The 13,906-nt window shown below is 35.5% G+C and carries 8 protein-coding genes; 2 read left to right on the top strand and 6 right to left on the bottom strand.

Annotation, left to right across the window (positions count from 1 at the left end):
* Positions 1-130 precede the first annotated feature (130 nt).
* From WCV66_RS19125 to WCV66_RS19135, 3 genes are all read right to left on the bottom strand, one after another.
* Positions 131-1,636, bottom strand: a complete 1,506-nt coding sequence (locus tag WCV66_RS19125) for an alpha-glucosidase/alpha-galactosidase (RefSeq protein WP_066337455.1) — start codon at positions 1,634-1,636, stop codon at positions 131-133.
* Between the two features lie 209 nt (positions 1,637-1,845).
* Positions 1,846-2,739, bottom strand: coding sequence for a helix-turn-helix domain-containing protein (locus WCV66_RS19130; RefSeq protein ID WP_066337456.1), 894 nt, complete (start codon positions 2,737-2,739; stop codon positions 1,846-1,848).
* A gap of 52 nt (positions 2,740-2,791) precedes the next feature.
* The gene (locus WCV66_RS19135; RefSeq protein ID WP_338786547.1) at positions 2,792-3,895 is read right to left on the bottom strand and encodes an NAD(P)-dependent alcohol dehydrogenase; all 1,104 of its coding nucleotides are present in this window, start codon (positions 3,893-3,895) and stop codon (positions 2,792-2,794) included.
* Between the two features lie 370 nt (positions 3,896-4,265).
* On the opposite strand from WCV66_RS19135, the gene WCV66_RS19140 reads away from it, so the two are divergent.
* Complete coding sequence (locus WCV66_RS19140) at positions 4,266-9,479, top strand: LysM peptidoglycan-binding domain-containing protein (RefSeq protein WP_338786548.1); 5,214 nt, start codon at positions 4,266-4,268, stop codon at positions 9,477-9,479.
* Between the two features lie 274 nt (positions 9,480-9,753).
* Here WCV66_RS19140 and WCV66_RS19145 read toward each other — a convergent pair whose 3' ends face one another.
* Both WCV66_RS19145 and WCV66_RS19150 read right to left on the bottom strand, forming a co-directional pair.
* Positions 9,754-10,584, bottom strand: a complete 831-nt coding sequence (locus WCV66_RS19145; protein WP_066337462.1) for a sugar phosphate isomerase/epimerase family protein — start codon at positions 10,582-10,584, stop codon at positions 9,754-9,756.
* Between the two features lie 100 nt (positions 10,585-10,684).
* Complete coding sequence (locus WCV66_RS19150) at positions 10,685-11,758, bottom strand: Gfo/Idh/MocA family oxidoreductase (RefSeq protein WP_338786549.1); 1,074 nt, start codon at positions 11,756-11,758, stop codon at positions 10,685-10,687.
* 237 nt (positions 11,759-11,995) lie between these two features.
* On the opposite strand from WCV66_RS19150, the gene WCV66_RS19155 reads away from it, so the two are divergent.
* Positions 11,996-12,874: an AraC family transcriptional regulator gene (locus WCV66_RS19155; protein WP_338786550.1), complete on the top strand. Its 879-nt coding sequence runs from the start codon at positions 11,996-11,998 to the stop codon at positions 12,872-12,874.
* Positions 12,875-13,137: 263 nt separating this feature from the next.
* On the opposite strand, the gene WCV66_RS19160 is transcribed toward WCV66_RS19155, so the two are convergent.
* A complete protein-coding gene (locus WCV66_RS19160; protein ID WP_338786551.1) occupies positions 13,138-13,890 on the bottom strand; it encodes a sugar phosphate isomerase/epimerase in 753 nt (250 codons plus the stop codon).
* Positions 13,891-13,906 lie beyond the last annotated feature (16 nt).

The raw sequence follows: 13,906 nt of genomic DNA on the forward strand, positions 1-13,906 counted from the left end.
CTTGATAATTTTCTTCAGTTTTTTTAATTTACTGATAATTTAATTTTACCATAAAACGCTTATTTTACATAGATTCAAATTCTAGTTTTCCCTTACTTTTCTAATAATATCCTTCTAGAAGACTACGATATTATTTCACAACAGAGGGACGTTCCTTCGCTTTATCCGATTCCCCAGCATTTTTAGTTGCTTCGTCCCGATTTTGAGCCATTTCTTCAACTGTTTTCACTTTTAAACGAGCTGCACCTTCATAATTTTTTGTTGGTAAAAGATTTCCGGAAGCTAACCGTTTCTTCGCTTCAGCTATTGCATCTGAATATTGTGGCAGCCATCGCTCTTGTGCAACTAGCATTTCGTCAGTCATTTGCCAAATCTCTTTTGGATTACATACTGCTCCAACTAAAGGGTCCATCATCATTGCTTGACGAAGTAGGAAATCATCGCCATTAATTGCAGCTTCAACTGCTAATCTTTGTACTGAAATACTCACATTACAAACAGCGGCGCAGCCCAATGGGAGATCTCCAACATGTGGCATACTTATCCCATTACGATCAACATATCCAGGTGCTTCTATGATAGCATCGTCTGGTAGATTTGAAATAACGCCATTGTTTACTACGTTGAAGTGACCTCTGTAAACACGGCCTGTTTCAAGAGCTTCAATAATATATGAACCATGCTCTTCTCCGCGGTTTTCTTGTTTATATTCCATTGCTGGTTCTTTTAACCAATTTGGAAAGTCTGTTTCAAACCAATTTCTTCCCTCTGTACATACACGTAAATAACCGCCAGTTTCTCCATTAATCCATGTACCTAAATCAATCCAATCATTGATTTCTTCTGCACGCTTACGATACCATGGAACATATTCACTTAAATGGCCGTTTGATTCTGTTGAATAGAAACCAAAACGTCTCAGCATATCGATTCGGACCTTTTCTGTCTTACTAAACTCTGGATGATTCTCGAATGCCTCTAATATTTCCCCTGTCATATCCTCACCATTGTGCTTCACACTTATATACCATGTTTGGTGATTGATACCTGCACAAATGATGTCTACTTCTTCCTTTTTCAATCCAAGTGCATTTGCAATTTGTCTATGACCACCTTGTACTCCATGACATAGACCAATTGTTCGAACACCACCATAAGTATTACAAGCCCACGTTAACATAGCCATTGGGTTTGCATAGTTAAGCAATAAACAATTTTTTTCAGCTACTTCACGGATATCTTTACAAATTTCCATCATTTCAGCAATACCGCGTTGACCGTACATGATCCCTCCAGCACAAAGCGTATCACCAACACATTGATCAATTCCATATTTCAACGGGATATCTACATCGGTTTGAAATGCCTCAAGCCCGCCAATTCTCACCACAGAAAAGATGTATCTGGCATCTCTTAATGCTTCTCTACGATTTGTTGTTGAAAATATCTTTATATCTAAACCATTATCGTCAATATCACGCTGACAAAGCTGAGTGACCATATCAAGATTTTGTGAATTAATATCTGTAAAGGATACTTCTATTTGATTAAATTCCGGAATAGCTAATAGATCTCTTAATAACCCTCTTGTAAAACCAATGCTTCCTGCACCAATAAATGCAATTTTAAATGACATTGGACAGCTCTCCTTTTCCCAGTTCAGTAGTAAAAAACCTATGTTTATTTTATCAACTACCCCTTAAATACGTTTTCAATTTTGTAACTTTATGATGTAAAAAATCTTAACTTTTTAAAAAAATATAATTCTAGTTACGCTTATTCCCGTATCATTTGGTATGAATTTTGAGCATCCAGAAAAAGCAACGGTCATAAAACCGTTGCTTTTTAACTACTATATTTCACGATGTTTTTAAGAGCTAATTTTCTAAACTCGAGTGGTGTTTTATTTGTATACTTTTTAAAAAGAAGACTAAAGTATTGTCTGCTATTAATACCGACATAATGAGAGATATCGATTATTGGTATATCTGTATCAGCTAAGAGCATTTTTGCCTTTTCCATTCGGTGAGAAGTCAAATATTCCATAATTGTACAGTCCATTTGATTTTTAAATATACGGTGAAGATATCCAGGATGTAAATTTACGGCAAAACCAACATCTTTTATTTGTATATCACAGTCGTAGTTTTGATGTAGGAATTCAATTGCCTTTTTCACATAGATATTCACCTGATTGAACTCACAATCTTTCTCATTTTCTTCAACAACCATTCTAGCTATTTGAATTAGTAACTGAGCCAAAAGGATCTGAACCATCATTTCGTTTTCAGAGCCTTTTTTATCCATTTCTAATACCAGATTTTTAAGAGTATGGTAGATTTCATTTGGGTCCTTTAACACAATATATGAGTAACTTAATGCTAATAATTGCGTCAGGCTTTCATTTTCCGCTACTAACTCTTTAAACGCCGGAAATCTCCCCTCTTTTTGCACGAAGGAAAACTCAATATTTAGCATTCTGCATGGATTGCCTTTCTCTACTGTTAATCGATGGGGTACATTTGCATCTAATAAAATAAAATCTCCCTTTTTCATTGAAATCCTTTTATCTTCTGTCTCCACCGTACATTTCCCATCGATTACATACATTATTTCTACTTCCTTGTGTGAATGAAAAGGCATTTGATGGCTTTGCCATTGTTTAAAATAATAGGCATTTACCTTTGGGTGGTAATGACCTGCTACCAATTCATCTTGATAAAGACTGAAATTGTTCATAGCCCCCCCTTAAAGTCATACTTTATGTCTTTGAATCATTTATGACCAAAGCTTATTCTTTAATCATTCCATTCGGATAGACCATAACCTTTAAACTCGCTTTTTTATTAAGTCTTGCACGTTCCATCGCTTCTTTCGTTTCTTCTAACATAAAGCGATCGGTAATTAAGCTTTTTAATTCAATATTTTGACCTTGCAAAAATTCAATTCCTTGAGGGTATGTATTTGAGTATCGGAATATCCCGAAAATATCTAATTCATTATCTGCTATTAATGGAACATTTAGACCTATTTCATCTTGAGGAGGTAGACCAACGATTGCCATTTTCCCCCCACGTTTGACAGCCTTCAACGCAGATTGTAACGCTTTTGGATTTCCAGCTGTTTCAAATGCAACATCGACACCTTTACCATTAGTTATCTTCAGTATTTCTTCATTTGGATCTTGTTCTATTACATTAATCACGTGGGTTGCTCCAAGTTTTTTAGCTGCTTCTAAGCGATTATTTTCCAAATCTGTTACAATTATATTTGTAGCACCAAACGCTTTGACTGCTGCAATTGCAGTTAATCCTACCGGCCCCATTCCCATAATTGCGACCGTTGAGCCTGGTTTGAGATTTGAACGCTTTGCTGCATGAATTCCAACAGAAAAAGGTTCAACAAGTGCTGCCTCCTCAAATGATAGTTCATCAGGAATAGGAAATAAAAAATCTTCACGATGCTTTATGTATTGCACAAATGCACCATTAACAGGTGGTGTTGCTAAAAACTGAACGTCTGGACAAAGATTATATCTTCCCTCTTTACAGTATTCACAACGACCACACGTAATACCTGGTTCAATGGCAACACGATCTCCAACTTTTACTTTCGTAACATTTTCACCAACCTTAGCAACAATACCTGCACATTCATGCCCTAAAATAATTGGTTTTTCAACGACATAACGGCCAATTTTGCCGTGTTCGTAATAATGAATATCTGAGCCACAAACTCCTACAGCCATGACTTTCACTAACACCTCATCATCATGAACCTGTGGAACAGCGATTTCTTGGATTTCGATATCAAAAGGTTTATTCATAACTGCAGCTTTCATTACAGTGGGCACTTCTATTTTTTTAGCTATTTTTACAGTTGATTTAGTCGTCATTTCTACTTCCTCCAATTATTATATTAAAAACCGTGTTGATAACGTTTTCATAACCGTTAACTCTAAACTTTCTCATCAAGTCTAAAACATTTCCAATTTATTGTACTTTATTAAAGAATACCACCAACTTTATTTAATGTAAAAGGTAGATTACTAGTTTTTAACCCAAAAATCTCTTTCGTTTTCATATAAAAGTAAATTAACCGTCACTGTCAACTTTGCTTGTCTTTATCGCCAACTCTTAAATGTAACAGTTTGACTTCTCTCCACAATCTCTATCATCCATCTCATTTTCTTTAAGCCTTAATGCATGAAGAATTCTACATATAGAGACACTACAAAGAATAGTTAATATGTAGAGGTGTTATGAATGGACATTAGTAGGTATGAATTAAAACGTGATTTAAATAATTATTACACACTTATCATTTATCTTGATCCTCTGTTGACTGAATTTTCAACAGAATTAGGAGAAACTCGACTAAAGAAAGATGATCTCAATAAGTATATTCGATCTCTAATCAAAGAGAGATTTCCGCATGTTCCTATTAAAGCTGCGAAGGTAATGGCTGGATCTTTAATCATTACAACTTTATATCTAACAGGATCAGCAAAAAGTGCAGGTGCAGAAGCAAATAGTTCCACCCAGCTTACACAAGGAAATCAATTTGATGTGTACACCGTACAATCCGGTGATAGCTTATCTCTTATAGCAAAACGATTTAATGTGTCAACGGCCTCTATTAAATCGTTAAATCATTTAGCATCAGACTCTATTTTTATTGGACAAAAGTTAAATCTACCTTTCTTCACTTATACTGTTGTTTCAGGTGATAGCCTTTCTGTTATCGCTAAACGTTTTAATACGTCAACTGCGGCAATAGGAACATTTAATCAACTTACAAGTAATACAATTAATATTGGTCAAAAGCTAAAAATACCTACAGCCACTAATCCTATTGAAGAAACACCTGTTGACCATCCAACAGTTGAAGATAATAATGGGACGTACACAGTTGTTTCTGGTGATTCATTGTCATTAATTGCAAAAAAATACAGTACAACAGTCGATACCATTCGGACTTTAAACCTTTTAACGACTGATATTATATATGTTGGCCAAATATTAAAAGTTCCGCAAAATCAACAGCCTGATACAACAGAAGAAGCACCACCAACAGTTAAATATCCAGAAATAGAACTAACTCCTGAGACACCAAAAACAGATGCTCTAACTACATATACGGTTGTTTCAGGGGATTCATTATCATTAATAGCGAAAAAGTTTTCTACGACTGTCGCTGCAATTCAGTCTCAAAACAACTTAACAACAACCGTTATTTATGTCGGACAAATGTTAACCATTCCAAAAACAGCTGTAGAAAACGAGACCCCAACAGAACCAATTAAAGAAATAACAACAACTTATACCGTTATCGCAGGGGATTCTTTATCTGTTATCGCAAAACGTTTAAACACAACCGTAGACGCTATTAAGTCAACCAATAGTCTAACAACAGACATTATCTTTATTGGTCAAACACTCAAAATACCTACAGCTCAGACAGTTCCTGTGAAACCTGCAGATAATTTGGCTCCTTCTATTCCTGTTTTAACTACAGCCAATCAGATTACTAGTTCAAACCATGCACGGTTGAATATATCAGGAGCAACAGAAACTAATGCAAATGTAAAAGTTTCCATTTCAGACGGAAAGAATGAACCAAATAACTTCGAGGTAAAAGCTGATGCTAACGGGAAATTCCAACAGGTTGTTGATGTATCGATGTTACAGGATGGAAATATTACCATTACAGCTTCGGCAACAGATGCTGCAGGAAATCAAAGTTCAGGATCAAAGTTAATTGTTAAAAAAGATACTGTTTCAACAGCCCCTACCATCTCGAGTACAACGATTAATAAGTCATCATCTGGTACTTACCCTATTATAGGTACAGCAGATCCAGGCTCTATCGTAACAATCGTCATATCAGATGGAGAAAATTTAGAGATTACTACTCAAAGCGTAACAAATGAACGCGGAGAATTCCGAGCCATTGTTGATTTAACTCGTTTAAATGATGGTGAAATCTTCATTACAGCCAATGCAAAAGATTCTTTGGAAAATGAAAGTCAAGCATCGAAAATCACTGTAATAAAGGATTCTTCTATTAATCAACCAACAATGGAACTGCCTCCTTCGATAAATAGAGATTCTGTTGGGACAGTTGCAATTAGAGGAAAAAGTGAAGAAAACGCTTCCGTTATGATAAAAGCTACAGATGGAGTTTCTGAGGTTGAAGCTAGTGTGACAAGCACTAAAGAAGGTGACTATAAAGCAAATTTGGATTTAACTTCACTTAATGATGGGAAAATTACGATTACTGCTACCGCTATCGACCGCTTTGGTAACAAAAGCGAGAAAAATACAGGAATAATTGCTAAGGATACATTTGCATCTGAACCTATGATCGATAATAAAAAACACGTTACAAATGTAAATGCACACGAATACACAATTTTTGGTGTTGCTGAGCGTGACGCTACAGTCAAAATTACTGTAACAGATGAAAATAATTCTAAAATTAATACTAGTGTAACAGCTAATGACAATGGTGAATTTCAAGCAAATGTTGATTTACGTTCTCTTAGTGACGGTCAACTAACAATAACTGCCCAAGGAATAGATTTGTCTGGTAATCATAGTGATACCCTAGTTAATAAGCTGTTAAAAGATACTGATATTCCCTTAGTCCCTATATTTAATAATAATTTTTTTATTAATAGTGAAAATCAAAGCTCTTACCTCCTTACGGGATCTGCTGAAGGAAATGCCCAAATAAATGTAATCATCTCTAATAACGATGGGCAGTCGATTCAAGTAAGCGGAACTGCTGATGAGACTGGTAGCTACAGAATTCCAATTGACCTCACCACTTTTAATGATGGAGATGTAACATTCAAAATTACGCAAAATGATTTTGCAGGGAACATTAGTCCTTCCATCTCAAAAACATTAATAAAGGATACAACCGCTCCAACAAATCTAGAGGTTGATCAACTTAATACTATTTTTAGTGGTAATGCTAACTCCTATAAAGTTGCTGGCTCGGCAGAACCAAACATTACGCTTGAAATTACTCTTTCAGATGAGAAAACAAATGTAATAAAGTCTTTGACAACTAACCAAGATGGTTCTTTTGAAATACCATTTGATGTTAGTACATTAATGGATGGAAATATCACTGTTTCATTTTTGACAAGGGATGCAGCTGGAAATAGCGGAACTCCAGAGCCCATCACCATTAAGAAGGATACAACTGCACCTACTAAAGCGATTTTAACAGTTCCACCCTTTGTGAATTCACAAAATATGAAGCAATATGACATAACTGGCTCTAGTGTTGAAGAAGGTTCACTAATCAAAATGGTTGTAACAGATGGAACGAAGGCGATAACAAAATCAACGAAAGTGATTAATGGTAGTTTTAACACACAACTCGATTTATCAAGTTTAAAAGATGGTCCAATCTCTTTTGAAATCACTCAAATAGATCTTGCTGGAAACACAGGTATTGTTCAAGCCACATCGCTTGAAAAGGATACGACAGTAGAAAATCCAATTATTTCAAAAAATGGTTTCAAATATGAAAACCTTCAATCTATTTATACAATGATTGGGTTAGCTGAGCCAAATGCGACAATTGAAATTACCATTTTTGATGCTAATGGGAATGAGCTATTAACAAAGTCATCCTCTGCTGATTCTAAGGGTTATTATTCAACATTTATGCACCTAGATCTAGATGTGCTGAACACATTTGGTGAGATAACTGCTTCAGTCTCTCAAACAGATTTAGCTGGAAACACGAGTGAAATAACATCTGTAGGCCTTTACACTTATAAGGTTGCAGCTGGCGATTCGTTAGTTTCGATTGCTAAACGTTATAACACAACTGTTGAGGCCTTAATGTCTCTTAACCAATTAACAAGCGAAGCGATTCAAACTAATCAACAATTACGCTTGCCTATTTCAGCAAGTGAAGTGATTAACCTTGGATATATGTATTTTGGAAATACAAATGAATACATTAACATGATAAATCAAACAGCAAATTCAGTAAATATCGTGTCTCCAAGTTACTTTGATATAAATTCAGATGGATCATTAAAGCTCACCTATCAAGTAGACCCTCATTTTATTACTATGATGCACCAGCAAGGTAAACGAGTTGTTCCATTTTTAAGTAACCATTGGGATCGTAATATTGGTCGTGCAATGCTAGAAAATAAAGAGCAAGCTGCACAGCAAATTGCTGATGCGATTGAGCACTACAATTTAGATGGTGTAAATGTCGACATTGAGAATGTAACAGAGATAGATCGTGAAAATTATACAGAATTTGTTCGGTTGTTAAGGGAAAAAATTCCAGTTTCTAAAGAAGTATCTGTTGCTGTTGCTGCGAATCCTAATGGATGGTCCTCGGGCTGGCATGGTTCCTATGATTATACGGAATTAGCCAAATATGCTGACTATTTAATGATTATGAGTTACGACGAAAGCTATACTGGCGGGGAGGCAGGTTCTGTAGCTAGTTACTCATGGGTAGAAAAATCTATTCAATATGCACTTGATCATGGTGTGGCAAGTGATAAGATTGTCGTTGGTGTTGCACATTTTGGACGTTATTGGATTGAAGGAGTTTCATACGGAGGATTTGGCATTTCGAATTCTAAGGTTGAGGAAATGATCCAAAAATATAATGGATCGGTAACGTTTGATGAAATAAGTAAAACGCCAAAAGCAACGATTACTATTAACGAAGGTGACCCTATTACATTTGTGAGTGGTAGCTCACTTTCTCCTGGTACGTATACAATTTGGTATGAAAACGAAGAATCTATTCGACATAAACTTTCATTAGTAAATCAGTATAACCTACGTGGAGTTGGTAACTGGAGTATAGGACAAGAAAATCCCGAGGTATGGAATAGTTACACAACCTCACTACCTACTATTGTGCCTGTCACCTCTCCTGAATTTAAAAATGTTGATAAAGACGAAGGAAAAGACTACAAACTTTACACTGTAGTTTCAGGTGATAGTTTATGGTCAATTGCGAACAAAAATAATACGACAGTAACTATCCTTAGAAACATAAACAATTTAAATACAGATACAGTACTGATAGGACAAACTTTAAAAATACCTTCTGATGAAAATAATATAACAGTAACTGAACCAGAGACCTCAACTATGTCTTATACCGTTGTTTCTGGTGATTCACTATCGGTTATTGCTAAGCGTTATAACACTACTGTTACGTCAATTAAAGAACAAAACAACTTAATATCGGATTCTATTTATGTAGGGCAGGTTTTAAATATAAGCACTACCACTATCTCTACAGAGAATGTGACTCCACCAAAGGATCCAGAGATAACAACCTATACAGTAGTCTCTGGTGATTCATTATCAGTTATTGCTAATCGATTTAACACAACTGTTACGCTGATAAAAGAAACAAATAATTTAACAACTGACACCATCTATGTAGGGCAAACTTTAAAAATAACTCATTAGTAATTAATTTGTATTTTTCAAAGAAAAGATCATTTCGAATAGGCGTCGTCATTTTTGACCACGCCTCTCATAAAACCGTAAATAGAACCATTTCATAGAGACTGCTCATAAAAAGACTTAAAATATAGAAATTGTATAAAAATACCTTCAAAACCAAGAAACATGGCTGTATTAGGTTTAGCATCAAGTAGTTTAGCTCTTGGAGTAGTTACTCGAGAAGATGCAAATATTGAAAATATCGCAGTGGGACTTTTCCTGCACTGCGATATTTTTATTAGATTTGACTAAATACCTTATCAAAACCTAACTTTGACCTTCTAAAAAGCTCTTCAACTGGCTGTGTTGGCATACTCGGTGTAAGGACTTCTTGAGCAACTGGCCCGGAGTAACCAGTTTGTTTAATGCTTTGCAGAAATAAGGATAAATCAATAACTCCTTCCCCTGTATATAAGCGATCATTATCTTTTAGTTTCTCAGTAGGCAGATTGTAAGCATCGTTAATATGTACATGGACAATTTGATTTTCTTTTAATTTTACAAGATCCTTACTTGTTAATCCTGTCGTGTACCAATGATATGAATCAAGCAAGAGGCCAACATTAGATAACCCAATTGCATCTATTAACTCTAAAGTCTCATCTTGTGACCAAATAAATGGATTTTTCCAGGTTTTTCTTAAATGATGTGGTCCGACATACTCTAAACCCAATCTTATCCCATACGCACTTAAAACATCAGAGCAAATTCTTAATCGTTTTACTGCAAGACTCATCAGTCTTGCGGCTTTAAGGTCAGTTGAAGGCAAAATATACGTACAGCAGCGTTTACATCCTAGTTCAGCAGCTGCTTTTGCAGTAGCCACTAAATCTCCTAATCCTTCAGAAAAGATATCAGTTGTTTGACGCCATTCAACTGGAAGACCAATTGCACCTATTTCAATCCCATTTTCTTGTAAGATATCCTTCGCTCCAGCCAAACCATATTCATCGATGAAACTTTTCGCATCAAGATCAACAGATTGAAAACCAAATTCAGCTGCTAATTCAATAAACCGTTTATCATCTTTTATTTGCCCTAACCCCGCTTTTGTTATACCTCTTAACATCTTCCAATACACCCTTTCGTTAGTAAATAACCTTTAATCAAAATCGGTCTTCCAAATTAAGAAGAAAAGGTATCCTATTTTGGATAACCGCAACGAAAAATTAAATATTCCAATCTAACACAACTTCACGACCAGTTATCGAAGATTCATAGATGGCGTCCAGGATAAGGTTATTAGTTAATCCTGACATTGCAGATGTGATTGGTTGTTTTCCTTCACGAATACATTCAATAAAATGTCTACTTAATTGGACACGATCATCTTGTTCACTTACAGGTGGTGTAAGATCAATATCAATAGCACGGTCAAATTGTTCTGTTAAGATTTTTGCATGATTACCACTTAGTGATGCACCACCCTCTGAGCCCATCAAGTGAATAAAAGGTTCATTACTTGTATCCATATGAACGGCCCAGCTAACTTCTAGTGATAATGTAGAACCATCCTCCATTTTAATCAATGCAGTTGCCAAGTCCTCGACATCATATTGGCCGTTCCAATATGGCGTTCCCCAAGAACCAATTCCTTTTTTCTTTGGACCGAATTCAGCATATGTTGAACCATAAACGGATACTGGCTTCGGATTTCCCATTAAATAAAGAGCTATATCTAGCATATGAACCCCGATATCAATCAATGGCCCGCCACCAGCTTCAGACTTCTGTGTAAACCAGCTACCCCATCCAGGAATTCCTTTTCTACGGAACCAACCAGTCTTGGCATTATAAATTTTACCTAGTGATCCCTTTTCAACTTGTTCTTTTATTTGTTGAAATTGCCACTGCCATCTCATTTGATGACCTACCATGACAACTTTTCCAAATTCTCGTTGTGCTCTTACGATTTCCTTAGCAGCTTCACTATTAATTCCCATTGGCTTTTCAACAAGTACATGCTTCCCTGACTTTAACGCTTGAATAGCTAATGGGGCATGCCACTTGTTTGGTACACCAATAATGACTGCATCTATTTGTGGATCATGGATTAATTCTTCTGCGCTATTGAACACTGTGTTTATTCCATATTCCTCGGCGCGCTTTTCTGCTAGTGGTAAATAAACATCAGTAATGCCTTGAATGATGACCTCATCCGTTAGTTTTCCAAAAGTATTTAAGTGAACACTCCCAATTGCTCCTGCACCTATCATCCCTAATCTTATTTTACTCGTTTCCATTTGTATTCCTCCTTGTTATATTTAAATGTATTTTTGCTTTCCATGCTTATAATAGTGATCGATTTATATATATCCATCTTTTTTGCAACTAAACGCCAATTGCAAACCCATTAAACCCCTTTTAAGTAAAGAGCTTATTATAACGCTTACATTTATGATAAGATAAATAGAGGAAAAAAGCTGATCAATTTTTCATCTATTTATCTCATTTTTTCTGTTAAGGAGGACAAGGAAGCATTGACAATATTCCCTATGTATCTATCTTCATATCCTAATATGGATACAACATTCCCGTTTCATCTTTCCATTAACGAAATCGAGTCCACTTTCCCTTCTCATCGCCACGATTACCTTGAATTTTCGTTGGTTATTGGAGGAAACGGATTTGAAATTATCAATGGAAGGAAACATAAAATGGAACCTGGAACGTTTACATTCATCCTCCCCTATCAAATACATGAGATTGTGGCTGAAAAAGAAACACCCTTATTATTAGTTAACTGTATTTTTGATCTTGGTCTCATCCACGATCTTGGTCTTCATAGTTTATTAACTGATTCTGGGGAATTGGAACTTGAACCATATTTAAAACTAAATGAGGAGCATTTTTTTAAAATGAAACAGCATTTATATGAAATGCTTGACGAATACAGGAGTAATAAATCATATAAAGAAGTTGTTTTAAAAGCAAAAATGGCTGAGGTATTAGTTTTATTTGAACGAAATCGTCAGGTAAATCACTCGTCTGCTTTTATCAAAAAACGAGCAACAAAAAAAGGCATCATATGGGACATTATTCAGTACATCCATCTTCATTATGATGAGGATATAACTCTATCGAATATAGCAAAACAATTTCATGTCAGTATCCCGTACTTAAGTGAATTATTTAAAGAACATGTTGGACTTAATTTCGTTCATTTCATACATGAAGTACGAATTCGACATGCTTGTAGTCTATTAACATCCACGACAATTCCTGTCACAGAAATTGCTTTGGAAGTCGGATATCGATCCTTTCAAACCTTTTCTCGTGTATTTAGGGAACAAAAGAAGGTAACACCAACTGCTTACCGTAAAATACATAACAGACAGGAAATAAAATTGGATCTATAACCATAGAACAAAAGCGCAAGCGTCTTGGTCAGCCTCAGGCAAATAAGCTGATTTAGAATAGAAGGCGTTCTTTGCCTTCTATTCTAAATTAGCTAGACGCTGGAGCTGGATGTCGTACCCTTATCCACAGTTAAAGAATTTTATTATTTCGTAAACGATAAAAAAGGGTCTGACCCCTTACCGAATATATAGCCTTGACTTAATTAATTGCTACATGTATTGGTATTTTTCGAGGGGACAGTCCCTTGTTATTCTTCTTATTTTTATCCGATTTTAGATAATGTAGTTTTTAAATAGTTGATACTTATTTCAATACTTTCAAAAGGAGAACGATTACATTTATCTTGTTCGACAACATACCATTGGATTTGTGTTTCCTTACTCTTTTTAAGAACACCCTCGATATCTACTCCACCAGTACCTAATTCAGCAAAGGTTCTATCGCTATCTGTTGTCATATCTTTCAAATGAATTAGTGGCATACGCCCAGTGTATTTTTCCATCCATTCTAATGGATCTTCACCAGCAAGAGTTAACCAGTATACATCCAATTCAGCTTTAACATACTCTGAATTTGTATCAGCAAAAAGTTGTTCAAGATGCGAAACACTATCACCTTTTTCAAGTTCAAAATCATGATTATGATAACTTAATGAAATCCCTTCCTGCTGACTTCTTTTTCCAATCTCGTTTAAGCTTTTAGCTAATTGTGAATAATCTCCACGTCTATCTTCTACTAAATATGGACAAACGATATTATTGCAGTTGATTGCTTTTAAATATTCTAGTTCAGCTTCTAAGTTTTCTTCCATTCTTTCTAGTGGAACGTGGCTGCTAACTGCTTTAAGGCCTAGTCGATCAAGAGTTGCCTTCAAATCTTCCGCTTCTTTTCCCCAATACCCTGCTAATTCAACACCATTAAAACCTAATCCAGCTACTCTTTCTAATGTTCCATAAAAATCTTTTTCACATTCTGCATGTAATGTGTATAATTGTACAGCGATCGAATTGTTCATTTATGTACTTCCTTCC

It is taken from the genome of Metabacillus rhizosphaerae (genome assembly GCF_037201795.1).
GTDB classification, from domain to species: domain Bacteria; phylum Bacillota; class Bacilli; order Bacillales; family Bacillaceae; genus Metabacillus; species Metabacillus rhizosphaerae.